Annotated in this window: 22 protein-coding genes and 1 pseudogene; 12 read left to right on the top strand and 11 right to left on the bottom strand. The window is 63.4% G+C overall.

Going from position 1 to position 24181, the window contains the following annotated elements; all coding sequences use genetic code 11:
• Positions 1–17: 17 nt before the first annotated feature.
• Positions 18–2948, top strand: coding sequence for an aminotransferase (locus AC5J09_RS26055; RefSeq protein ID WP_494298875.1), 2931 nt, complete (start codon positions 18–20; stop codon positions 2946–2948).
• A gap of 97 nt (positions 2949–3045) precedes the next feature.
• On the opposite strand, the gene AC5J09_RS26050 is transcribed toward AC5J09_RS26055, so the two are convergent.
• Positions 3046–4056, bottom strand: coding sequence for an amino acid ABC transporter substrate-binding protein (locus tag AC5J09_RS26050; RefSeq protein ID WP_275597395.1), 1011 nt, complete (start codon positions 4054–4056; stop codon positions 3046–3048).
• Between the two features lie 99 nt (positions 4057–4155).
• Positions 4156–7209: an aminotransferase class III-fold pyridoxal phosphate-dependent enzyme gene (locus tag AC5J09_RS26045; RefSeq protein ID WP_494298874.1), complete on the bottom strand. Its 3054-nt coding sequence runs from the start codon at positions 7207–7209 to the stop codon at positions 4156–4158.
• A gap of 101 nt (positions 7210–7310) precedes the next feature.
• Between AC5J09_RS26045 and AC5J09_RS26040 the strand changes: the two genes are divergently transcribed.
• Complete coding sequence (locus AC5J09_RS26040; RefSeq protein ID WP_411921865.1) at positions 7311–7796, top strand: Lrp/AsnC family transcriptional regulator; 486 nt, start codon at positions 7311–7313, stop codon at positions 7794–7796.
• Positions 7797–7850: 54 nt separating this feature from the next.
• Here the strand turns inward: AC5J09_RS26040 and AC5J09_RS26035 are convergent, their stop codons facing one another.
• Entirely contained in the window at positions 7851–8792 is a 942-nt protein-coding gene (locus tag AC5J09_RS26035; protein ID WP_411921821.1) for an AraC family transcriptional regulator, read from the bottom strand.
• 252 nt (positions 8793–9044) lie between these two features.
• On the opposite strand from AC5J09_RS26035, the gene AC5J09_RS26030 reads away from it, so the two are divergent.
• Positions 9045–10088, top strand: a complete 1044-nt coding sequence (locus AC5J09_RS26030; RefSeq protein ID WP_494298873.1) for an NAD(P)-dependent alcohol dehydrogenase — start codon at positions 9045–9047, stop codon at positions 10086–10088.
• Between the two features lie 81 nt (positions 10089–10169).
• On the opposite strand, the gene AC5J09_RS26025 is transcribed toward AC5J09_RS26030, so the two are convergent.
• Entirely contained in the window at positions 10170–10634 is a 465-nt protein-coding gene (locus AC5J09_RS26025; protein ID WP_010970133.1) for an Lrp/AsnC ligand binding domain-containing protein, read from the bottom strand.
• 23 nt (positions 10635–10657) lie between these two features.
• A complete protein-coding gene (locus tag AC5J09_RS26020) occupies positions 10658–11821 on the bottom strand; it encodes a M20 aminoacylase family protein (protein WP_494298872.1) in 1164 nt (387 codons plus the stop codon).
• Between the two features lie 248 nt (positions 11822–12069).
• On the opposite strand from AC5J09_RS26020, the gene AC5J09_RS26015 reads away from it, so the two are divergent.
• From AC5J09_RS26015 to AC5J09_RS26000, 4 genes and pseudogenes are all read left to right on the top strand, one after another.
• Positions 12070–13152 (top strand): D-alanyl-D-alanine carboxypeptidase family protein, encoded by a 1083-nt coding sequence (locus AC5J09_RS26015; protein ID WP_494298871.1) that lies wholly within the window; start codon positions 12070–12072, stop codon positions 13150–13152.
• Positions 13153–13165: 13 nt separating this feature from the next.
• Complete coding sequence (locus AC5J09_RS26010; RefSeq protein ID WP_494298870.1) at positions 13166–14308, top strand: CobW family GTP-binding protein; 1143 nt, start codon at positions 13166–13168, stop codon at positions 14306–14308.
• A gap of 64 nt (positions 14309–14372) precedes the next feature.
• Positions 14373–14618: a type II toxin-antitoxin system VapB family antitoxin gene (vapB, locus tag AC5J09_RS26005; protein ID WP_494298869.1), complete on the top strand. Its 246-nt coding sequence runs from the start codon at positions 14373–14375 to the stop codon at positions 14616–14618.
• A pseudogene (locus AC5J09_RS26000) lies at positions 14600–14686 on the top strand (VapC toxin family PIN domain ribonuclease); the annotation flags it as partial. The gene vapB and the pseudogene AC5J09_RS26000, both read left to right, overlap by 19 nt.
• A gap of 33 nt (positions 14687–14719) precedes the next feature.
• On the opposite strand, the gene AC5J09_RS25995 reads toward AC5J09_RS26000, so the two are convergent.
• The 5 genes from AC5J09_RS25995 to AC5J09_RS25975 form a co-directional block, all read right to left on the bottom strand.
• Entirely contained in the window at positions 14720–14956 is a 237-nt protein-coding gene (locus AC5J09_RS25995; protein WP_494298868.1) for a sulfurtransferase TusA family protein, read from the bottom strand.
• Positions 14956–16398: a L,D-transpeptidase family protein gene (locus tag AC5J09_RS25990; protein ID WP_494298867.1), complete on the bottom strand. Its 1443-nt coding sequence runs from the start codon at positions 16396–16398 to the stop codon at positions 14956–14958. The genes AC5J09_RS25995 and AC5J09_RS25990 overlap by 1 nt, the downstream gene beginning before the upstream one ends.
• A gap of 243 nt (positions 16399–16641) precedes the next feature.
• Complete coding sequence (locus AC5J09_RS25985) at positions 16642–17595, bottom strand: acetyl-CoA carboxylase carboxyltransferase subunit alpha (protein ID WP_003527479.1); 954 nt, start codon at positions 17593–17595, stop codon at positions 16642–16644.
• A gap of 63 nt (positions 17596–17658) precedes the next feature.
• Positions 17659–18594 (bottom strand): site-specific tyrosine recombinase XerD, encoded by a 936-nt coding sequence (gene xerD, locus AC5J09_RS25980; RefSeq protein ID WP_379938019.1) that lies wholly within the window; start codon positions 18592–18594, stop codon positions 17659–17661.
• Positions 18591–18740 carry a hypothetical protein gene (locus AC5J09_RS25975; protein WP_018096896.1) on the bottom strand — a complete coding sequence of 50 codons (150 nt, stop codon included), beginning with the start codon at positions 18738–18740 and terminating at the stop codon, positions 18591–18593. The genes xerD and AC5J09_RS25975 overlap by 4 nt, the downstream gene beginning before the upstream one ends.
• A gap of 234 nt (positions 18741–18974) precedes the next feature.
• On the opposite strand from AC5J09_RS25975, the gene AC5J09_RS25970 reads away from it, so the two are divergent.
• Genes AC5J09_RS25970 through AC5J09_RS25960 form a run of 3 tightly spaced genes read left to right on the top strand, consistent with a single transcriptional unit; the run spans position 18975 to position 21992 of the window.
• Positions 18975–19553, top strand: coding sequence for a shikimate kinase (locus AC5J09_RS25970; RefSeq protein ID WP_275597403.1), 579 nt, complete (start codon positions 18975–18977; stop codon positions 19551–19553).
• A 4-nt stretch (positions 19554–19557) separates the two neighbouring features.
• Positions 19558–20691: a 3-dehydroquinate synthase gene (aroB, locus tag AC5J09_RS25965; RefSeq protein ID WP_494298866.1), complete on the top strand. Its 1134-nt coding sequence runs from the start codon at positions 19558–19560 to the stop codon at positions 20689–20691.
• Positions 20688–21992 carry an HlyC/CorC family transporter gene (locus tag AC5J09_RS25960; protein WP_100674168.1) on the top strand — a complete coding sequence of 435 codons (1305 nt, stop codon included), beginning with the start codon at positions 20688–20690 and terminating at the stop codon, positions 21990–21992. Before aroB ends, AC5J09_RS25960 begins: the two co-directional genes overlap by 4 nt.
• Positions 21993–22052: 60 nt before the next feature.
• Here AC5J09_RS25960 and AC5J09_RS25955 read toward each other — a convergent pair whose 3' ends face one another.
• Complete coding sequence (locus AC5J09_RS25955; protein ID WP_494298865.1) at positions 22053–22334, bottom strand: BolA family protein; 282 nt, start codon at positions 22332–22334, stop codon at positions 22053–22055.
• A 139-nt stretch (positions 22335–22473) separates the two neighbouring features.
• Between AC5J09_RS25955 and AC5J09_RS25950 the strand changes: the two genes are divergently transcribed.
• Positions 22474–23109, top strand: coding sequence for a J domain-containing protein (locus tag AC5J09_RS25950; RefSeq protein ID WP_100674170.1), 636 nt, complete (start codon positions 22474–22476; stop codon positions 23107–23109).
• Positions 23110–23184: 75 nt separating this feature from the next.
• The gene (cobS, locus tag AC5J09_RS25945; protein ID WP_003527456.1) at positions 23185–24180 is read left to right on the top strand and encodes a cobaltochelatase subunit CobS; all 996 of its coding nucleotides are present in this window, start codon (positions 23185–23187) and stop codon (positions 24178–24180) included.
• Position 24181 lies beyond the last annotated feature (1 nt).

Here is a 24181-nt window from a genome sequence, read left to right as displayed (position 1 = left end):
GCAAAGACGGGAAGGAAATGATGGAAGACGAATTGCTGAAGCGCCGCACGCAGCTTGCGAGACCGGACGTGTCGATCGAAGAGGCGCAGGCGATCCTCGCCCAACATTACGGGCTTTCCGGCGATCTTACGGAACTCGGCAGCCAGCAGGACCGCAACTACCGCGTCGACACAAGCGAGGGACGTTTCGTCCTCAAGATCGCGCGTGCCGAATATGCGCGGGCCGAGATCGAAGCCCAGAATGCCGCTTTGCGGCATGTCGCCACCAGGCCCGATGCTCCCAAAGTGCCCGAAGTGATGTCCGCTTTGAGCGGCGAGGAAATCGTTGCCGCATCCGTCCGCGAGGAAACCTATCAGTTCCGGTTGCTCACCTATCTCGACGGCACGCCTCTGACGCGCCGCAGGCACCTGGCCGTGGAAACCGTGGCGGCACTTGGCGATCTTGCGGGCCGGTTGGCCGTCGCACTCAGGGATTTCGATCACCCGGGGCTCGAGCGGGAGCTGCAATGGGACCTCAGAAGGGCGGGGCCGGTCGCGCTTCACCTGCTTTCGGCCATGAGCGACATCGATCTGCGCCAGCGCATTGCCGAGGCGATGGTCGGCGCCATGCGCAGGGTTCAGCCGCTGATGCCGGAGCTCCGCCTGCAGGCGATCCATCAGGACGTCACCGACGACAATGTCGTGAGCCGCGCGAACAGGAGCGGGCACCTCATCCCCGACGGCGTCATCGATTTCGGCGATGTGCTGAAAGGATGGGTGGTCGCCGATCTTGCCGTTACCTGCGCATCGCTGCTGCATCACTCGGACGGAGACCCCTTCCATATCCTGCCGGCGGTGAAGGCGTTCCATGCCGTCTGCCCTTTGACGGATGCCGAATTGAAGGCGCTCTGGCCGTTGATCGTCGCGCGTGCCTGCGTTCTCGTGGCGAGCACGGCGCAGCAGCTCGAGGTCGATCCGGAAAATGCCTATGTCGAAGGCAATGCCGCGCATGAGCGGGAAATCTTCGACGTTGCCGTTTCCGTGCCTCTCGAACTCATGGAGCATGCGATCGGAGAGGCCGTGGAGAGGGCTCCGCAGCTTCCTCCGCCCGAGATGGGCGGTCGGCTGTTGCCCGAGCTCGACCCTTCGGAAATAGGCATCGTCGATCTTTCCTCGCTCGGCCCGCACCTTCCTGCCGATCGCTGGCATTACGAGGACACCGAAGCCCTGCTCCTGCAATCGGCGGCGCGTGCGGCCGGTGCCGCGGCGACGCGCTATGGCGAGTACCGGCTGACGGAAACGAGGCTCCTGCAGGCAAGCGCCCCCCGGACATTCGCCCTGCACGTGGATTTATGCCTGCATGGGCAGACTGCCGTGCACGCGCCTTTTGCCGGCCGGCTCCACCAGCGCGGCGGCAAGCTGATCTTCTCGGGCGAAGGTCTCCATCTCCATCTTTACGGCGTGGAGGCAGCCGACCTCGCCGAAGACGCGTTCGAGGCGGGCGCACGGATCGGCGTGGTCCCCGGCGATCCGTCGGCCCTGGGGTTCATGCGCGTCCAGCTTTGCACGACGCCGGAGGTGGACCCGCCCGCCTTCGCTGCGTCGCATCAGGCGGAGGCATGGCGCCGGCTGTGCCCGTCGCCCGCACCGATCCTGGGCTTCGATTGCGACGCGGCCTTGCCGGACGCGGCCGGGCTCCTCGAGCGCCGCCGCCGGCACTATGCCCGGCCGCAGAAGAACTATTACCGCACGCCGCCGCAGATCGAGCGCGGCTGGAAGGAGCATCTCTTCGACGTCGAAGGGCGCGCTTACCTCGATATGGTCAACAACGTCACGCTCGTCGGCCACGGGCATCCGCGCCTGTCGGCTGCGGTCGGGCGGCAATGGTCGCTGCTCAACACCAATTCGCGGTTCCACTATGCTGCCGTGACGGAGTTTTCCGAGCGGCTTGCGGCGCTCGCGCCGGAAGGTCTCGACACTGTTTTTCTCGTCAACAGCGGATCCGAGGCGAACGATCTCGCCATCCGGCTCGCCTGGGCCAATTCCGGAGCGCGCAACATGATCTCGCTGCTGGAGGCCTATCACGGCTGGACGGTCGCGAGCGACGCGGTTTCCACCTCGATCGCTGACAATCCGCAGGCGCTGGCGACGCGTCCGGACTGGGTCCATCCCGTCGTCTCGCCGAACACCTATCGAGGCCCGTTCCGCGGGGAGGGTTCGACGGGCGACTATGTCGACGCCGTGTCTCGAAAGCTCGCGGAATTGGACGAGAAAGGCGGGAAGCTCGCCGGCTTCATCTCAGAACCGGTCTACGGCAATGCCGGCGGCATTCCGTTGCCTTCCGGCTATCTGGAAGCGGTCTATGCCATGGTCCGGGAGAGGAGCGGCGTCTGCATCGCCGACGAGGTGCAGGTCGGCTACGGGCGGCTCGGTCATCATTTCTGGGGTTTCGAGCAACAGGGCGTCGTGCCCGATATCATCACCGTCGCCAAGGGCATGGGCAACGGCCATCCGCTGGGCGCGGTCATCACGCGGCGGGAGATTGCCGATGCGCTGGAGAAGGAAGGCTATTTCTTCTCTTCCGCCGGCGGCAGCCCCGTGAGTTCCGTCGTCGGGTTGACCGTCCTCGACATTCTGCACGACGACGCCCTGCAGGAAAATGCCCGCGCGGTGGGCACCCATCTCAAGAGTCGGCTCGAGGCGCTCGGGGACCGGTTTCCTCTCGTCGGCGCCGTTCACGGAATGGGGCTTTACTTGGGCGTCGAATTCGTCCGCGACCGCGAAACGCTCGAACCGGCCACCGAGGAAACCGCGGCGATCTGCGACCGCCTTCTCGATCTCGGCATCGTCATGCAGCCGACCGGAGACCATCTGAACGTCCTGAAGATCAAACCGCCGCTTTGCCTCGCCCGGGAGAGCGCCGATTTCTTCGCCGATATGCTGGCCAGGGTGCTCGAAGAGGGATGGTAGGAGAAAGGCGCCGCCGGAATTCCCTGCGGCGCCTGCTTTGATCCGCTGCATGTCGTTGTCCTTCAATCGGCTGCGATCGAAGGAAACATGCAGTAGGTCAGCGGACCGGCGGCGCGTAGATCAGGCCGCCGTGGTTCCAGAGCCTGTTGAGGCCGCGATCGATCCTGAGTGCGCTCTCCTTGCCGAGGTGACGCTCGAAGATCTCACCGTAATTGCCGACCGCAGCCACCGTCTGATAGGCCCATTTCGGATCGAGCCCGAGCGCCTTTCCGGCTTCGTTGTCGATGCCGAGGAAGCGCTTTTGTGCGGCGGTTCCGCTTTCGAGGAGCGAAGCGGCATTGTCCCGGGTGATGCCCAGCTCCTCTGCCTCGATCATCGCGAAGAGCGTCCAGCGAACGACCTTGAACCATTGATCGTCGCCCTGGCGGACGGCGGGGCCGAGCGGCTCCTTGGAAATGACCTCCGGCAGGACGACGAAGCGGTCAGGATCATTGAGCGTCAGCCGCTGCGAATAGAGCGCGGAGGCATCGGTGGAATAGACGTCGCAGCGGCCGGAATTGAAGGCCTGGATCGTCTGGTCCGCCTTTTCGAAGGCGATCACCTGATACTCGATCCTGTTGGCGCTGAAATAATCCGCCATGTTCTGTTCGGTCGTGGTGCCGGTCTCCGTGCAGACGGAGGCGCCCGAGAGCTCCTTGACGCTCTTCACGCCGATATCGCTGCGCACCATGAAGGCCTGGCCGTCATAATAGTTCACGCCGACGAAGCTCATGCCCAGATCCGTGTCGCGCGAAAGCGTCCAGGTGGTCTGGCGCGAAAGCAGGTCGACCTCGCCGGACTGGAGTGCGGTGAAGCGCTCCTTGGTCGAAAGCGGCACATACTTCACCTTCTCCGGGCTGCCGAGGGTGGCGGCCGCGACCGCGCGGCAGAAATCGATGTCGAAGCCGGACCACTCGCCCTTATCGTCCGGGGCGGAGAAGCCGAGCACGCCCTGGCTCACGCCGCAACGCAGCTCGCCGCGCTGCTTGACGACATCGAGGGTTGCGGCCTGCGCCGTCGTGCCGGCAAGAAACGCCGTCGCAAAGAGTGCCAAAATGCCGGTTTTCATCGTCCTGTTCTCCTCCGTTATAAGACGCAATCATTGAGCTCCAGGACGCGCGTCGCGCCCGGAGTGGTCTGGTTCTTCGGTAATGCCTCTACCTTGTAATTATCCGGCTCGCGCCAGCACGGCCTCGAATGTTTCCTCGAGCACGGCGATCAGGTGATCCGCGTCCCGCCTCGAAAAGATCATAGGCGGTCGCATTTTCAGGACGTTGTCATGTGGGCCCTCAGTGCCCATCAGTACGCCGCGCTGGCGGGCTCCGTTCGCGACGGCCCGGGCGATCTCCGTCGCCGGCGCCCTGGTCCTGCGGTCGCTGACGAGCTCGATGCCGAGGAACAGACCGAGGCCGCGAACGTCGCCGATGACCTCGTAGCGCTCCTGCATGGTCCGGAAGGCGGCGAGAAGATGATTGCCGATATCGAGCGCATTGCGGCGCAGGTCCTCGCCTTCGATGACGTCGAGCACGGCGAGACCGACGGCGCAGGACACCGGGTTGCCGCCGAAGGTGTTGAAATACTCCATGCCGTTGTCGAACGAGGCCGCGATCTCACGCGTCGTGACGACTGCTGCGAGTGGATGACCGTTGCCGATCGGCTTGCCCATGGTGACGATATCAGGAACGACGCCTTGCGTCTCGAAGGCCCACCAATGACTGCCGACCCGGCCGAAGCCGACCTGCACCTCGTCGGCGATGCAGACGCCGCCGGCCTCCCGAATCATGCGGTAGACCTCCTTGAGGTAGCCATCCGGCAGAAACACCTGGCCTGCGACGCTCGGAACGGATTCGGCGAGGAAGAAGCCCGGCGCTTCGCCTCGGGCGCGCATCGCCGCGATCAGCTCGGCCACGTTTTCGGCGAAGCGCCTGCCGTGTTCCTCCAGCGGCCAGGCGGCCGGCGCGTGGTAACTGTCCGGAACGGCCGCCACGTGAACATGCGGCTTCTGGCCCTTTCCGCCCTTGCGGCGGAACTTGTAGGCGCTGAGATCGATCAGCTCCTGCGTCGTACCGTGATAGGCCCAGTCCAACACGACGGCGTTTTCTTTGCCCGTGTGCGCGCGCATCAGGCGCAGGGCGAGATTGTTGGCTTCGGAGCCGCTGTTGGCGAAGGCGGCGACGGCGAGTTCCTTCGGCATCGTGGCCGTCAGCCGCTCGGCATAGGCGACGATGTTGTCGTGCAGGTAGCGCGTGTTGGTGTTGAGCGTCCCTGCCTGCCGGGCCAATGCGTCCACCACGGCCGGATGGGCGTGGCCGATGTGGCAGACATTGTTGAAGCAGTCGAGATAGGCGCGGCCGCGATCGTCGATCAGCCACACGCCTTCGCCGCGCACGAACTTGATCGGTTTCTCGTAGGAAATCGACAGGTTCGGCAGCAGCAGCTCTTTCCGTTGCCTGATGATGTCCTCGTGGGGGCGGCCGCTCCGGTCGTAGAATTCCGGCGCAATGCCGGCAAATGTGCTCGCGTCGGGGAAGAGCTCCGCCCAGACGTCGAGATAGCGCTCCTCGCCGACGCCGAGGATGTCCGTCGCTGCGAGACTTGTGTCGGTGGAGATCTGCAGATGCAGATGCGGCGCCCAGCCGCCGTTTTCTTCCGGAGCGCCCATTTCTCCGACAAGCGCTCCCGCCTCCAGCCTGTCGCCTGCCTTCAGCCGGCTGACGGCCTCATGGGCAAGATGGCCCCATAGCGTCAGGAAAGGCGGGCAGCCGTCCGGTTCATGGCGCAGAGCGATAAGGCAACCGTATCCGAGCGGATCCTTCTCGATCTCGACGCTCGCGACGGTGGCTGCAAGCGGCGTATGGACCTTGGTGCCCGCGGCCATGAAGAGGTCAAAACCCAGATGGCGCGTGCGGCGCGTCTCTTCGACCATGCGGGAGACGAACATCTCGCCCGAATAGACGGTACGGGCTTCACCCCAGGGGCCGATGCCGAGCTCGACGCCGGCCCGGCGGCATTGCTCTTCCCAGACCGACTGCGCGTCATGCGGCCGGCCGGCCGCCGAACTGACGGTCATCGGATGCGCCGGATCGCCGTAGGGGACGAGAGCGGCCGGATAGGCCGCGGCTGGACGATCGAGAAGCGGCAGGAGGCTCTTGCGATTTCCGACGATCCAGGAGGCGACGGCGCGGGCTCCGGCTACTGTCTCGAAACCGCAGGCCTTTCTCAGGATCGCCGTTGAGAAACGCGGGTTCATCGCATCGAGTTTGCGCAGCAGCGCCCAGGCCGGCCTTTCGCTGATCGCGAGATAGGGGTTGTCGGCGGTATGCGCCCGGCGTGATGCGGAGATCGTCACCGAGGTGACCAGCCGCATGGCGATCAGGTCGAAGAGGAGATCGACTTCTTCTTCGAGGAGCGGGTATTCGGCATGGTAGCCGCTGGCGATCGCAGCCGCAGCGCCGATCGGATCGGGGTGGTCGAGGCCGGCATAGGCGGCGGCGATCGCGACTTCGGCGATGACGGGCGCGTAGAGGGCGTCGCCAAAGTCGATGATGCCGGAAATGCGGTCGTGGTCGTCTTCGTCGATGAGGACGTTCCAGTCGTTTGCGTCGTTGTGGATGACGGCGGAGCGCAGCATCGGGAGCCGCGGAGCGACCCGCTCGTCGAAGCGGTCGAGAAAGCGCTGGAGAAGAGCACGATCCTGGAGATCGGCCACATATGCGAGCCGTCCGGCAGAACGTCCGGCATTGCGGATGTCCCAGTCGAGCTCGCGCAGGGCGCCCGCATGCATGAAGCCTTTGAGCGAGGCATCGAAGCGGCCGAGCACCCGGCCGAGGGAGTGAAGTGCTCCATCGCTCCGATCGGACTGTGCGAGCGGAGTTCCCGGAACCCAGGTGACCAGCCGCAATCGATGGACGATCCCGCGTCTCGTGGTCGTCGCGAGGTTCTCGCCGGACAGAGTCGGTTGCAAATGCGGAACCGGCAGGTCTCCTGCATTTTCGCCGGCGTGCTTCAGCAGCGCTGTCTGGAAGTCGCTTTCGATTTCCGGTTCGCCGCCGTTGACGATCTTCAGAATGTAGCAGCGGCCATCACCGGTATTGACCTTGAAGTTCTGGTCCCGCTCGCTGTCCAGCGGCTGAAGTGACCCGTCCAGGCCGAAGTGCTGCGCGAGGAGGGCTTGCGCTTCCTCGATCGTGAAATCCGGCGTCGTTTTCAGCATGTCGTTCATGGAGACCCCCCGCTCTTGTGACGAGAGTTGCACGCCCGTCCGGCAAGTGCATCCGGCATTTCGCCGGTTGCACCGGCACTTTGGTTATAATAACCGTCATCTTGCCGGCGCTACTCGACAGCCGCCCGGCAGTCCCTCTGGCCGGCCGCAGGAGGCAGGAAATCGACGCGACAGACCGAACGATCCTCAGCATATTGAGCCGCGAGGCGCGTATTCCCATGAAGTCGCTGGCCGGGCGTATCGGATTGTCGCGCAGTGCGACGGCCGAGCGTGTCGCGCGGCTGGAGACGGCCGGCGTCATTCGCGGCTATCGCGCCGACATCGGCCAGCTGGAAGAGGGGGAGATCGAGGCTTTCCTTCTGGTGACGCTGAAGCGGACGCCCTCGCTCGGCGTGCTCGACCGACTAGCCGGGTTTTCCTCCGTCAGACGCGTTTTCTCGGTCAGCGGCCAGCTCGATCTCATCGTGGAAGTCAAGGTCGCTTCGATCAACGCGCTGAACGAACTGCGCAACGAAGTCGCGCAACTCGACAATGTCGAGGATCTGACGACCTCGATCGTGCTGCGCCGCGATATCGAACGAAGCTGAGCAGCTACGCTCTTCCGGGCGGAAAACCGTCCGACAGTTTTTCCTGGAAGTGCTCTAACCCTCGCTCAGCATCTCAACCTCGCCCATCGTACGGCCGATGAGGCTTCGGCGGACGCGGCCGACGTCGCGCATCGGCGGCTCGCCGAAATGGCGGGCATATTCGCGGCTGAACTGGGACTGGCTCTCATACCCGACCTTGTGGCCGGCATCGCCGGCATCGAGACGCTCCTCGAGCATCAGCCGCCGGGCCTCCTGCAGACGCAGTTGCTTCTGGTACTGCAGCGGGCTCATCGCCGTGATCGCCTTGAAATGGTGATGAAGCGAGGAGACGCTCATGCTGACGCGGCTTGCGAGGTCGTCGATGCGCAAGGGGCGGGAATAATGTTCCTTCAGCCAGGACACCGCGCGGCCGATCTGGTGCGGCTGGCTCTCCGTGGTCGCCATCTGGCGGAGCCTGGCGCCGTGCGGTCCCAGCAGCAGGCGATAAAGCAGTTCCTGCTCGATCAGCGGCAGCAGCACCGCGATATCATCCGGTCTGTCGAGGAGCCGCAGCAGCCGAAGCGCCGTGTCCTCAAGATCGGGTGTGAGCTTGCTGACCGTCATGCCGCGCGGCGAACCCGGAGCTTTCGCCGCCTCCGGGCCGATTGCGTCGAGGAGCGCCGGAAGCCTCGTCGTATCGATCTGGAAGGCCATGCTGAGATAGGGCTCCTCGGGCGAGGCGAGCGATATCTGAGAGAGAACCGGCAGGTCGATGGAGGTCAAAAGGTAGTCCGAGGCGCCGTAGACGAGGGTTTCCTCACCGAGCACGACACGTTTCGCCCCTTGGACTATGATCGCCAGGCTCGGCTTGTAGGCGGCGCAATTCGGCTTCGCGGAAACGGAATGCCGGTGAACGCTCAGCCCTGGTATAATCGTCGGATGATCGCCGTCCTCTCCGGCGATCCGGGCAATGATGTCGATCATTTCCTGACGCGGCATGCGCTGTGATTCTGTCATCTTCGGTGGACTTTCCAATAGCTTAGATCCGTGCGGAGACAGGGGGTCAGATAGGTTGTCGGTGCTATTCCGCCAGCTGCCTTCGGCGATTCTCGCAGAATCGTGCAAAAGTTTTGCAGGATCGCACTAACGCAATGGCCTTGTGAGGCAGCATAGTCCGCCCTGCCGCCTGCGGTCCATAGGCCGATGGGCGCGCCACTCCCAGACATGCCACTCGCAGACATGCCACTCCCAGACATGAAGGACAGACCCATGGCCATTGCAAGAGGATATGCGGCGACGGACGCGTCGAAGCCGCTCGCACCCTTCACCTTCGAGCGTCGCGAACCGCGCGACGACGACGTGGTGATCGACATCAAATATTGCGGCGTCTGCCATTCCGATATCCACCAGGCGCGCGACGAATGGGGCAATTCGACCTTCCCCATGGTGCCGGGCCACGAAATCGTCGGCGTCGTCAGGGCGGTCGGCTCCAAGGTCACCAGGTTCAAGATCGGCGATCGGGTGGGGGTCGGCTGCTTCGTCGACTCCTGCACGACCTGCGCCAAGCGCGACCACGATCTGGAGCAGTATCTGCCGGGCCTGGTGGTGACCTACAACGGCGTCGAGGCAGATGGAACACCGACCCAAGGCGGCTATTCCGACCATATCGTCGTCAAGGAAGGCTATGTACTCTCCATCCCGGACAACCTTCCGCTCGACGCTGCCGCACCGCTGCTTTGCGCCGGGATCACGCTCTACTCGCCGCTGCGTCACTGGAAGGCCGGCCCCGGCAAGAAGGTGGCGATCGTCGGCTTGGGCGGTCTCGGCCATATGGGCGTGAAGCTCGCCCATGCGATGGGCGCGGAGGTTACGGTGCTCAGCCAGACGCTTTCGAAGAAAGAGGACGGGCTTAAGCTCGGGGCGGATCACTACTTCGCGACGAAGGATCCGGAGACATTCACAAAGCTCGCCGGCAGCTTCGACCTTATCATCTGCACGGTCGCGGCCGAAATCGACTGGAACGCCTATCTCAACCTCCTGAAGGTCGATGGCGATCTGGTGCTCGTCGGCATTCCGGAGAATCCGGTGCCGGTCCATGCCTTCTCGCTGGTGCCGGCACGGCGCAGCATTTCCGGCTCCATGATCGGTTCTATCAAGGAGACGCAGGAAATGCTCGATTTCTGCGGCGAGCACGGAATCGTTTCGGAGATCGAGACGATCCGCATGGAGCAGATCAACGAGGCCTATGAGCGGGTGGTGAGAAGCGACGTGCGCTACCGCTTCGTGATCGACATGGAATCGATCAAGGCGTGATCGATTCCGATAGGTGAGACGCGGGATGCGGGCGGAAACCGCACACTTCTTAATCCCGCTCTGGCGGGCCGCTGCCGCTACTCAAAGCAGCGGCAGCGGCCCGTCATTCTTGATCTCTTCCATCACCGCATAGGTCCGGGTCTCCTTGACGCCCGGGAGCGTCCAAAGCACCTGGCCGAGGAAGTTGCGGTAGGCGGCCATGTCCTCGAAGCGGGTCTTGACGAGATAGTCGAAGCCGCCCGCGACCATGTGGCATTCGAGCACAGCGGGCGCCTGCTTTATGGCGGCCGCGAACTGGTCGAAGACTTCCGGCGTCGTCTTGTCGAGCATCACTTCGATGAAGACCAACAGCCCGAAGCCGAGCTTGTGCGGGTCGAGACGCGCACCGAAGCCGGAGACGTAACCTTCCTTCAGCAGCCGCCTCAGGCGTTCGCTGGTCGCCGTCGGGGAAAGCCCGATCCGGTCCGCCAGCTCCAGATTGGTAATCCGCCCGTCCGCCTGCAGGATATTGAGGATTCTCCGGTCCGTCTTGTCGATCTGGTGCATGGTCGCCTCCCGCTTTCCGTGCCTCAGGCGGCAAGCCGTGTTTCGGCGAGCTTCACCCAGTAGGAAATTCCGTGCGGAATGGCTTCGTCGTTGAAGTCGTAAGCCGGGTGATGCAGTCCCGCCGTATCGCCATTGCCGATGAAGACGAAGGCGCCCGGCCGCGCCAGCAGCATGTAGGAAAAGTCCTCGCCGCCCATCATCGGGTCGAGCGCTGCGTTGACGTTGCCTTCGCCGGCGACCGTGGAGGCGACGGCGAGCGCGTGACCGGTCTCGGCGGCGTGGTTTACGGTGACGGGATAGTTGCGGCCGTACCAGACGTCGACGGTGGCGCCGTAGGCACCGGCGATGTTCTCGGCGATCTGGCGAATCCGGGCTTCGCCGGTGTCGCGCACTTCCGGCGTCAGCGCGCGCACGGTGCCGGCGAGTACGGCCTGTTCGGGGATGACGTTGTGCGCGAAGCCGGCATTGAACTTGGTGACGGAGACGACGACGGAGGCAAGCGGATCGACGGTGCGCGAGGCGATCGTCTGCAGCGCGTTGACGATCTGGGCGCCGATGGCGATGGGGTCGATCGTCTTGTGCGGCTGAGCGGCGTGGCCGCCGCGGCCCTTGACGGTGATGGTGAACTCGTCGGTCGAGGCCATGATCGGGCCGGCGCGGCTGCCGAAGTGGCCGACCGGCATCCCCGGCATGTTGTGCATGCCGTAGACCTCTTCGATCGCGAAGCGCTCCATCATGCCGTCCTTCACCATCTCGTTGCCGCCGCCGCCGCCTTCCTCCGCCGGCTGGAAGATCACCGCGACATTGCCGGCGAAGTTACGCGTTTCGGCAAGATACTTCGCCGCGCCGAGCAGCATGGCCGTATGGCCGTCATGGCCGCAGGCATGCATCTTGCCGGGGGCCGTCGAGGACCAGGACCTGCCGCTTGCTTCGGTGATCGGCAGGGCGTCCATGTCGGCCCTGAGCCCGACGGTGCGGCCCGGGCCGCGATTGCCGCGGATGAGGCCGACGACCCCGGTCCGGCCGAGGCCGGTCACGATTTCGTCAACGCCGAATTCCCTCAGTTTTTTTTCGACGAAGGCTGCCGTATTTTCCACCGCGAACAGGAGCTCCGGGTTCTGGTGCAGATGGCGCCGCCATTCGGTCACTTCGTTCTTGAGCTCGGCGGCACGGTTTAGAATCGGCATTGTTCGTTCCTGTCGTCTGTTCGTTCACTTCGGTTCGACACGCGAGTCCCGACGCTTCAGCGTCGGCTGGAGTCTCGCCGCTGGAGTGTCCGGGCGGTGGATTGGCGCGGCAGCCGATGAATGGGCTTTGCCATCTCCTTGCCATATAGGCTAAATAGCGGGACGATACGAGGCAACTCCGGAATTTCGAGGTTTGGATTGTGGCAATAGCACGATTCCCGTTGGGCGACAGATTGGGCAGGGTAGGCATGCTTGCGGGAGCTTGCGCGGTCGTCCTGGCTGCGGCGCTGCCTGCATCGGCCAATCCGCGGCTGGTGATCGACGTCGATACGCTCAAGGTCTACGAGCATCAGGACATCTTCCAGAAATGGTATCCGGCGTCGCTGACCAAGCTCATGACGGCCTATACCACGTTTCGTGCCATCCAGGCGGGGCAACTGACTTTGGAAAGCCCGGTGGTCATGACGAAGAACGCCGCTTCGGAGCCGCCGAGCAAGATGTTCTACAAGCCCGGCCAGAAGATGACGCTCGACAGCGCGTTGAAGATGATGCTGATCAAGTCGGCGAACGACATCGCCGTTGCGATCGCCGAGACGGTCGGCGGATCCGAACAAGCCTTCATCGAGAAGATGAACGCCGAGGCGCGCCGCATCGGCATGACCTCGTCGCATTTCATCAATCCCAACGGCCTGCCGGGCAAAGGGCAATATACGACGGCCCGGGACCTTGCGGTGCTCGCGCTTACGCTGAAGCGCGAATTCCCGCAATATGCGTCCTATTTCGCGCTGGAAGGCTTCACCACCGGCAAGAAGGACTATCCCAATTACAACATGCTGATAGGCCGCTTCGATGGCGCGGACGGCATGAAGACGGGGTTCATTTGCGCCTCGGGCTTCAACCAGGTCTCCTCGGCGAGCCGCGGCGGCCGCAGGGTGGTTTCGGTCGTGCTCGGCGAAGACAGCCTTGCAGCGCGTGCCGACGAGTCGGCCAGGCTCCTGCAGATGGCTTTTACCACGGTGGGCACGGGCAAGCCCTCGCTTGCGGAGATCGTGCCGTATGGCGAAACCCGCGGGGTGGTTGCCGATATCAGCAAGGAAATCTGCTCGAAGCAGGCGGCGAAGGTGCGCAGCGAGGGGCGTGACGAGGCCGGCCGGCAGAAGCTGCTTTCACCCTATATCCACGAGATCGACCGCCCGCTGAAACTTGCCTTCGCCGGCCTCATACCCGGCAGCGACGACAAGACGGCAAAAGCCGGCAGCGATGCCACGGCACAGGGCGATGCGGTCGAGATCGCCAATGTGCCGATTCCGGTCCCGCGCCCGAGCTTCTGAACGGAGTCTTTTCATGAACGGTCCAATGCCGGTGGTGCCGGTCTCGATCCTCACCGGCTTTCTCGGCGCGGGCAAGACGACCCTTCTGAACCGGGTGCTCAAGGATCCGGCGCTTGCCGACACGGCCGTTATCATCAACGAATTAGGCGATGTCTCCATCGACCACCTCCTGGTCGAGGCGTCGAGTGACGGCGTCATCGAGCTTTCCGACGGCTGCCTGTGCTGCACCGTGCGCGGCGAGCTCGTCGATACGCTGGCCGATCTCATGGACCGGATGCAGACCGGCCGCATCAAGCCGCTGAAGCGCGTCGTCATCGAGACCACCGGTCTTGCCGATCCGGCACCGGTGCTTCAATCCGTCCTCGGCAATCCCGTGATCGCCCAGAATTTCCGGCTGGACGGAGTCGTCACCGTCGTCGATGCGGTCAATGGCGAGCAGACGATCGCCAATCATGTGGAAGCCATGAAGCAGATCGCAGTGGCCGACCGGCTGGTGATCAGCAAGAGCGGGCTCGCCAAAGATGATGGGATCGGCAGGCTCGAGGCGCAGCTCAGGGATCTCAACCCGCGCGCGCCGATCATCGACGGCGACACGGAAAAGGCGGGCCGGGCCGACCTCTTCGCCTGCGGTCTTTACGACGCCTCGACCAAGGTCGCCGATGTCGGGCGCTGGCTTCAGGACGAGGCCCATGCGGACGACCACCGCCACCACCACCATGACCACCACCACGAAGATGGCCACGGCCATGGGAACGACCATCACGACGTCAATCGTCATGGTTCGGACATCCGCTCATTCAGCATCGTGCATGACCGGCCGATCGAACCGATGGCGCTAGAGATGTTCATCGACCTCCTGCGCTCGGCCCATGGAGAAAAGCTGCTGCGCATGAAGGCGATCGTTTCCGTCGCGGACAACCCGGAGAGGCCGGTGGTGCTGCACGGCGTGCAGACGGTCTTTCACGCGCCGGAACGGCTTGCCGCCTGGCCCGACCCGGCCGATCGCCGGACGCGAATGGTGCTGATCACCAAAGGCCTCGAGGAAGCATTCGTGCGCGACCTCTTCGACGCCTTCACCGGCAAGCCGCGCGTCGACCGACCGGATGCGCAGGCGCTCGCGGACAACCCCCTGGCGGTGCCGGGGATGAAGTTCTGACGGCTCCGGCCGGATTTTCTTCATCAGCACCCGCTCGCCGGTGGGCTTGAGAAAGGAATGGGTCTTGGCCAGTTCGACCGTATTCATCAGTAACCGTAGCCAGGCGGTGCGGCTGCCAAAGGCCGTCGCCTTTCCCGAGAGTGTGCATCAGGTCGATATTCTCAAGATCGGCCGCAGCCGCGTGATCGTACCCCAGGGCAAAAGATGGGACGATCTGTTCCCCAGCGGGCCGCGCCTCAGCGAGGATTTCATGAGCGAGCGTAAGCAGCCGGTGGCGGAAACGCGCGGATCGCGCGCAGCGAAGGGCTGATTGTCGTGACCAACAATATACGCGAGATCGTCCGCATGCCGGGTGTAAGGGTCGAGAACTGGCTGTGACACATCCGAAGGCGCGATGCGCCGCCAATTTAGTTAGCACCGCTTGCGAATGACGAAACGATGTCCGTCTGCGAGCGGCTCAGCCTGCTCCAGCCGGTGCCCGTCCTCGTTGCAGAAATGCGGGATGTCTATCACGGCCAGCGGGTCGGTCGTTTCGATCTCGATGAGCGCGCCGGGCGGCAGGTTTTCCATTCGCTTGCGCGTCTTCAAAACGGGAAGGGGACATTTCAGACCCCTCAGATCGTAGCGTAGTCTCGCTTCCTCGGGCATCAATTGCCCCAGAGTTTCCAGAACGGGCGCTTCTTCGGCTGCTCGGCGGGCTGCTGTTCTGGTGCTTGCGCTTGCGCATTCCCGGTGGGAGCGGCGGCCACCTGAGCATTGTCCTGCGCCGGCGGTGCTGCCTGTTGCCCGCCGGCGGCGGCTTGCGGCTGGCCCGGTGCGGGCTGTTGAGCGGTTGGCTGGCCTGCGGCCTGCTGCGCGGGAGTCCCGGCGGCGGGTGCGGCTGGCGCGCCCGCCGGCTCGTTGCGAGAGAACAGGCCCCAGAGCGACTTCCTCGCGGGCTCGGCTTGCACCGCTGCCTGCTCCACGGGGCGCTCGAGCGGGTTGGCCTGCGGCACCGGCGGGCCCTTGCCTTCGCGGGCCGCCTTTTCCAGCGCTTCCTTCTGGATCAAGGTTGCCCGCTTGGCTTCCTCGGCCTCTTTCTGTTCGGCAAGCTTTTTTTCGAGATCGCTTACCTTGAGCAGCTTGCCCGCATCGAGCGAGGTGCCGGTCGGCGCATAGGCAAGCTCGCGGCCCTTGCGCTGATCGGCGACCACCGCCTTGCGTTCGGCCTCGGTCGGCTCGTACCAGACCATGCCCTCTAATTTCTTCAAGGCCTTCTCGTAGTCGCGCCGATAGTCCTTGTCGTAGCTCGCCATCGCCATCTGCAGCGCCGGCGGCGTCGTCATCGCAGGGCACTGGCCGGCCGCATTGAACTGCCCCTCAGCCTGCTGATTGAAGACGTATTTCCTCTCGCAGACATTCACTGCCGGCGGGCGCTTGGTCACTTCGAACTGGTCGTAGCCGGCCTTCAGCATCTTCCAGAATTCGATGTTCGGATTGTCGCGGTGGCGCGCCATGTTTTCCGCCGTCATGCGGAAGGGAAAGGCTTGAAGCTGCACGCTTTCCTGGCCGCCCTTGAACGCGTCGCGCGCGAGCGCGAAGATCTCGATGATCTGCTCGTTCGTCATCGAATAGCAGCCGGCCGAAGAGCAGGCACCGTGGATCATCAGATGGGTGCCGGTGCGGCCGTTAGCCTTGTCATATGTGTTCGGATAGCCCGTATTGATCGCCAGGTAGTAGCTCGAATTCGGGTTCATCTGGTGCGGATAGAGCGGGTAAAATCCCTCCGGCGCCTGCCGGTCTCCCTCCTTCATCTTAGGCCCGAGCTTGCCCGACCATGCGCAGATCTTGTAGCTCTTCAGAAGCTGGAACCGGTTCGCCGTGTTCGCCTTCCAGACTTCGAGCGTCCCTTCTTCCTTGAAGATGCGCAACAGGATCGGGGACGTCTTCTGCATGCCCAGCTCGCGCATCTTGCTGACCATCTTGCCCGAAAGCTGATACTCGGTCTTGTTCTTGACGGACGACAGGTTGACCGAATCGAGCGTCTCGTTGGTGCAGCCCGCAAGAGCGGCTGTGACAGCGGCGGTGAGGACAAGGTTCCTGAAACGCATCGGCAAAAGCCCGTTCTAGCCACATTCTATCCGTGCACGCCTGTTCCACGAAGGGCAGGCGTCAACGAATCAGTACGTCATTATTCTTCACGAAATCTTAACCGTGCAGGCGCCCCCTGCGAATGGCCACCTCTCATGACCTGATGAATATGGCCAAGATTTGGCCACAGTCCGATTTCCGGTTGCCGATCGCCGGGAATAATCGCAATGGTTCGGATTGGAACGGCTCGGACGGAGCCGTAATCAGAGGTTACGGCCGATATTCAGATATTTCTGCCGCCGGTCGGCCCGCAATTCGTCGCCATTGCGTGCGGAAAGCTCCTTGAGAGCGTCGCCGATCACGGTTTCCGTGCGGCTGATGACCGCGTCCGGGTCGCGGTGGGCTCCACCGACAGGCTCCGGGATTATTCCGTCGATGACGCCGAGCGACTTCAGGTCTTCGGCGGTGATCTTCATGTTGCTGGCGGCTTCCTTGGCGCGCGTCGAGTCGCGCCAGAGGATCGAGGCCGCACCTTCCGGGGAGATCACGCTGTAGATCGCGTGCTCCAGCATGTAGACGCGGTTGCCGGTCGCAATCGCGATCGCGCCGCCCGAGCCGCCTTCGCCGATCACCACGGTGACGATCGGCACCTTGACGTTGAGGCACATTTCGGTCGAGCGGGCGATCGCCTCGGCCTGGCCCCGCTCCTCGGCGTTGACGCCCGGATAGGCGCCTGCCGTGTCGACCAGCGTTATCAGCGGCAGGCCGAAACGGTCGGCCATCTCCATTATGCGCGTCGCCTTGCGATAGCCCTCGGGGCGGGGGCTGCCGAAATTGTGCTTGATGCGCGACTTGGTGTCGTTGCCCTTCTCCTGTCCGATGACGGCGACCGGCGTGCCGTGAAAGCGGGCAAGCCCCGCCTGGATCGCGTCGTCATTGGCGAAATTCCGGTCGCCGGCAAGCGGCGTAAACTCGGTGAAGAGGCGCGAGGCATAGTCCAGGAAATGCGGACGCGAGGGGTGGCGAGCGACCTGGGTCTTCTGCCAGGGGGACAATTTGGAATAGATCTCGACCATCGCATCGCGGACGCGCCCTTCCAATCGGGCGATCTCGTCTGATGTGTTAACGCTCTCGTCTTCGCTGGCGAGCTTCTTCAGTTCGAGAATCTTGCCTTCGAGATCAGAGATGGGTTTTTCGAAGTCGAGATAATTGTGCATCAGACGCGTTTCCGATCGTTTTTCGACAAGGGCCGCCCTGCCAAGTCATTCCATCAGGCGGACCTAATCCTGTTTTTTCGCCTGTTTGGCAAGGGGGTGATGGTTCTGCACGAGGTCGTGAAGCCGTTCTTCCAGCACATGCGTATAGATTTGTGTCGTGGAAATGTCTGAATGGCCGAGCAGTTCCTGCACGGCGCGAAGGTCGGCGCCGTTGGCGAGCAGATGACTGGCGAAGGCATGGCGCAGCACGTGCGGCGAAATCGCCGCCACCCGGATGCCTGCCCGCGCCGCGAGGCTCTTGAGGTCGCGGGCAAAGACCTGCCGCGGCAGATGGCCGGTCTTGCCATTGGAGGGGAACAGCCAGGGGCTGTCCGCACCGTCTTCCTGCAGTTGTTCGCCATAGGCGCGCATGGCGCGGATCGCCGCCTGCGACAGCGGTACGAGCCTTTCCTTGTTACCCTTGCCGCGAATTATGAGAAAACGCCCGTTCTGCGCAAGCACGCTTGCCGGAAGCGAAACGAGTTCGCTGACGCGCATGCCTGTCGCATAAAGGAGCTCGATCAGCGCGTGCATGCGCAAATTCGCCATCGCATCGCCCTTGCCGGACTTCGCCTCCGCTTCCGCCTGACCGATCAGCCGGGTGACGTGTTCGATGCTCAGCGTCTTGGGGAGTGTGCGGGCTTTCTTCGGCGCGTCGAGGATGCCCGTCGGGTCGTCCGTGCGCAGCCCCTCAGCATAGAGGAACTTGTAAAATTGCCGGAGCGCCGAGAGCCGCCGCGCTTGCGATGACGATTTGAAGCCCTGGCCTGCGAGATGGGAGAGATAGCTTCTGAGATCGTCGGCCGAGGCGTCGGTGAGCCCGGTGCCGCGCGAGCGCAGGAAGGAACGCGCGTCCTCGAGGTCGCGCTCGTAGGATTGCAGCGTGTTTACCGCCGCTCCACGCTCGGCGCTCATCATTTCCAGAAAGGATTCGACGTAGGCTGCGGACATATCCGTCATTGCGGCTTGTTGACCCGTTCCGAGGGAATGCGCACCGTCACGTCCCGCTCAACCGGGTCGACGAAAGTGACGAGCGCCACCATCGCGCCATAGACCATGCCGGCCCCGACGGCGCAGATGAACAGGAAGCGGAAGAGGGTGGGCATTCAAGTCTCCTCTGCATGGCGCCGGAAAGGAACGGTACGGCATCGGATCATGCCGTCTGTTCGAAGCGTTACCACGATCGCTGCAGTCGAGCAGGGCGTTTCGCTGGCGCGGATGCGTGATCTATATGAACGGGCACGCCCTGAAGTTCAAGAAGCCTGCGCGACACCAAGCGACGGCTTGACGCTCCCCCCCGTTTTGTCGATACCGGAGAGGAATGGGGAATTTGAAGCGCAATGAACGATGTGACCGAACCGGTTTCCGCGACGCTGGCCGAAAGGGCGAAGCGCACTCTCGGTAAGCGTAATCTCGTTTTCATCGGCCTGATGGGGGCGGGTAAATCGGCAATCGGTCGGCTGACCGCCCAGGCGCTTGGCGTTCCTTTCGTCGATTCCGACCACGAGATCGAGCGGGTCTCGCGCATGACGGTCAGCGATCTCTTCGCGACCTACGGCGAGGAAGAGTTCCGGGCGCTGGAAGCGCGCGTGCTGAAGCGCCTGCTCAGGTCCGGCCCGCGGGTGGTGTCGACCGGCGGCGGCGCCTATATCAATGAGCGCTCGCGGCGGCATATCAAGAAGGGCGGCCTCACCATATGGCTCAACGCCGACCTGGACGTGCTATGGGAGCGGGTGAACAAGCGCGACACGCGGCCGCTTCTGAAGACCGAGAATCCGAAGCAGACGCTCGAGAACCTGATGCGCGCGCGCTATCCGATCTATGCCGAGGCGGACCTGACCGTTCTCTCGCGTGATGTGAAAAAGGAAGCGATGGTCGAGGAGGTTCTCGCCGCCATCGCCGATCATCAGAAAGCCTGAAGCCATGACCAGCCATGTGATGCCAACCGCCGAGCGCAAGGTCCGCGTCGATCTCGCAGAGCGTTCCTACGATATTCTCATCGGCCCCGGTCTGATCGCCGCGGCAGGCCGGGAGGTCGCTTCCCGGCTCAAGGGCCGGAAGATGGCGGTCATCACCGACGAGAACGTCGCGCCCCGCTACCTCGAACCGCTTATGGCGAGTCTCGGGGAAAGCGGCATCGAGGCTGTCTCCCTGATCCTGCCGGCAGGCGAGAAGACCAAGAGCTTCGAACACCTGATCCCGGTTTGCGAGGCCATCCTCGGCGCCAGAATCGAGCGCAACGACGCGGTGATCGCGCTCGGCGGCGGCGTGATCGGCGATCTTACCGGCTTTGCCGCCGGTATCGTCCGCCGCGGTTCGCGCTTCATCCAGATTCCGACATCGCTGCTGGCGCAGGTCGATTCCTCGGTCGGGGGGAAGACAGGGATCAATTCGCCGCACGGCAAGAACCTGATCGGCGTCTTCCATCAGCCGGACCTCGTCCTCGCCGATACCGCCGCGCTCGACACGCTGAGCCCGCGCGAGTTCCGCGCAGGCTATGCCGAGGTCGCGAAATACGGCCTGATCGACAAGCCGGAATTCTTCGAATGGCTCGAGAAAAACTGGCAGGCGGTGTTTGCAGGCGGACCGGCCCGGATCGAGGCGATTGCCGTCAGCTGCCAGGCAAAAGCTGACGTCGTTGCCGCGGACGAGCGCGAAAACGGACGTCGCGCGCTCCTCAATCTCGGCCATACCTTCGGCCATGCGCTGGAGGCCGCCACCGATTACGACAGCAAGCGGCTGGTGCATGGGGAGGGCGTTGCGATCGGCATGGTTCTGGCGCATGAGTTCTCAGCCCGGATGAATCTCGCGAGCCCTGACGATGCGCGGCGCGTGGAGGCCCATCTGAAAACCGTCGGCCTGCCGACGAGCCTGGCCGACATTCCCGGGGCATTGCCGCCGGCCGATCGGCTGATGGAGGCGATCGCCCAGGACAAGAAGGTGAAGGGAGGCAAGCTCACCTTCATCCTTACGAGGGGCATCGGCCAGTCCTTCGTGGCGGACGACGTGCCCTCCTCGGAGGTGTTGAGCTTTCTTACGGAAAAGCACCCGCGATGACCGATGTGCTACTGGGCTTTCTGACGGAATATTGGCTGTCGCTGCTTTCCGTTATTTCCCTTCTCGTTATTTCCGCCTTTTTCTCCGGCTCGGAGACGGCGCTGACCGCGGCCTCGCGCTCGCGGATGCATACGCTGGAGAACAACGGCGATGAGCGGGCCGGCATGGTCACCCGGCTGATCGAGCGCCGCGACCGTCTGATCGGGACGCTGCTCATCGGCAACAACCTCGTCAACATTCTGGCCTCGTCGCTGACGACGAGCCTGCTGATCGGCCTCTTCGGCGATTCGGGCGTGGCGATCGCCACCGTCGCCATGACGGTACTGCTCGTCATCTTTTCCGAGGTCCTGCCGAAGAGCTGGGCGATCGCGTCGCCGGACCGGTTTGCGCTGGCGGTTGCGCCTTGGGTCCGCCCCTTCGTTGTCGTCGTGGGTCCGGTATCGTCCCTCGTCAACGCAATCGTCCGGCGCATCCTGCACCTCTTCGGCATCAATCTTTCTTCCGACTTGCCGATGCTCACCGCGCATGAGGAACTGCGCGGCGCGGTCAATCTGCTCCACCGCGAAGGGTCGGTCATCAAGGCGGACCGCGACCGGCTCGGCGGGGTGCTCGATCTCGGCGAACTCGAAGTTTCCGACGTCATGATCCACCGGACAGGCATGCGGGCGATCAATGCCGATGACCCGCCCCAGACCTGTGTGCGCGAGATCCTCGAAAGTCCGTTTACACGCCTGCCGTTGTGGCGCGGCTCGGCCGACAACATCATCGGCGTCGTCCATTCCAAGGACCTGCTCCGGGCGCTCGCCGAGCCGAATGTGGAGCCCGAGACGCTCGATATCGTCAAGATTGCGCAGAAGCCCTGGTTCGTTCCGGATTCGACCAATCTCAAAGACCAGCTCAATGCCTTCCTGCGCCGCAAGCTGCATCTTGCCATCGTGGTCGACGAATACGGCCAGGTGCAGGGGCTCGTCACGCTGGAGGATATTCTCGAAGAGATCGTCGGCGACATTGCCGACGAGCACGACATCGACATCCAGGGCGTACGTCAGGAAGCCGACGGTTCGATCGTCGTCGATGGTTCCGTGCCGATCCGCGACCTCAACCGGGCGCTGGACTGGTCGTTGCCGGACGAGGAGGCGACGACAGTTGCCGGCCTCGTGATCCATGAATCGAAGAGCATTCCGGAGGAACGGCAGGCTTTCACGTTCTATGGGAAGCGTTTCACCGTGATGAAGCGCGTGAAGAACCGGATCACCAAGCTGCGCATCCGCGCGGCCGAGGACGAGGGGCAGGTGGGTTAGGGCACTTCAAAGAGACGTGCGCAACGGCGGCTCAGCGACGCACCCTCTGCCTTTTGCACTTCACCACCGCGTCGGTTCCCCCGGCGCTGCGGGTTCCACCGCCAAAGCATGGAGGCCGGCATCGAGCTCCGGCTTCAGCAGATCGTTTATTGCGCGATGGCGCGCCACACGGCTCATGCCGGTAAAGGCGCTCGAAACGATGCGGACGCGCATATGCGTTTCGCCGCCGCCGTCGAATTCCGGCTGGTGACCGGCATGCTGATCGCTCTCATTGATCACCATCAGCCGCTCGGGATGGAAGGCTTCCACGAGCTTCTCTTCGATGCGGCGTTGCAGCGACATATTTTCAGTCCCATTTCCCTGTTTTGCTGCGGGGGCTGGAGCCAGGCGGCAGCATCATCCGCGCAATGCAAAATGCCCGCACAAAGCCAGCAACATTCCGTTTTGTCAATTCTTGTTGTGGCCCTCTGCAAACCCCATAATGTGCGTCATGAAGCTCGATTCAAAATACTTCGACCGCATCCGAACGCGCCCCCGGGGTCAAGCGCGCGTGGAGCCGTCCGCGCCGGTGTGCCAATGGGATGGCTGCGACAAGACGGCGGTCCATCGGGCTCCCGTCGGGCGCAATGCCGAGGGCGAGTATTTCATGTTCTGCTTCGAGCATGTGAAGGAGTACAACAAGGGCTACAATTATTTTTCCGGCCTCTCCGACACCGAGATCGCCCGCTACCAGAAGGAAGCGGTGACCGGCCATCGTCCGACCTGGACGGTCGGCGTCAACAAGAGCGCCCGCAACGGCCCGACACAGTCGCAGACGCGTTCCGGCTCCGCCGGCGCACAGGCGCGCATGCGAGATCCTTTCGGATTTTTCAACGAAGCGCGCGCCCGACAGGCACGGCACGAGCCGCGCCTGCGCAAGCTGAAGACGCTCGAGGCGAAGGCCTTCGAGACGCTGGGCCTTGCGGCCTCGGCGACGACCGCCGACATCAAGGCGGCATACAAGGAGCTCGTCAAGAAGCACCACCCCGACGCAAATGGCGGAGACAGGGGATCGGAAGACCGCTTCCGGGCGGTTATTCAAGCCTACCAATTGTTAAAACAGGCTGGTTTCTGCTAACAACCCGGATTATGACAGAAGCACTATCTGCAGGCGAATGCGCGGGTGCCGGCGGGCGTCCGCTCTGGAGTTATGATGAGCAAGATTGACCTCGACATTTCCAACCTCCCCGACACGACGGTCTCTGTCCGGGAGGCTTTCGGCATCGACACGGATTTGCGCGTTCCGGCCTATTCGAAGGGCGATGCCTATGTGCCCGAAATCGACCCGGACTACCTCTTCGATCGCGAGACGACGCTCGCCATTCTCGCCGGCTTCGCCCACAACCGGCGCGTGATGGTTTCCGGTTATCACGGCACCGGCAAGTCGACCCATATCGAGCAGGTCGCGGCGCGGCTCAACTGGCCATGCGTGCGCGTCAACCTCGACAGCCATGTCAGCCGCATCGATCTCGTCGGCAAGGACGCGATCGTCGTCAAGGACGGGCTTCAGGTGACCGAGTTCAAGGACGGCATTCTGCCCTGGGCCTATCAGCACAATGTCGCGCTCGTCTTCGACGAATATGATGCCGGCCGGCCGGACGTCATGTTCGTGATCCAGCGCGTGCTGGAGTCCTCCGGCCGCCTGACGCTGCTCGACCAGAGCCGCGTCATCCGCCCGCACCCGGCCTTCCGATTGTTTGCGACGGCAAACACCGTCGGTCTCGGCGACACGACCGGCCTCTATCACGGTACGCAGCAGATCAACCAGGCCCAGATGGACCGCTGGTCGATCGTGACGGCGCTCAATTATCTGCCGCACGACAAGGAAGTCGATATCGTTTCCGCCAAGGTCAAGGGTTTCGTCGCCGACAAGGGCCGCGAAACGGTCTCCAAGATGGTCCGCGTCGCCGACCTGACCCGTGCCGCCTTTATCAACGGCGACCTGTCGACCGTCATGAGCCCGCGTACAGTCATCACCTGGGCCGAGAACGCCTATATCTTCGGCGACATCGCCTTTGCGTTTCGCGTGACTTTCCTCAACAAGTGCGACGAGCTGGAGCGGGCGCTGGTCGCCGAGCATTATCAGCGCGCCTTCGGCGTCGAACTCAAGGAGAGCGCTGCCAACATCGTGCTGGAAGCGACCGCCTGAA

The sequence above is a fragment of the Sinorhizobium sp. genome (genome assembly GCF_059070375.1).
The sequence above is the reverse complement of the archived record's forward strand: the minus strand, read 5'-3'. Positions and strand labels throughout refer to the sequence as shown.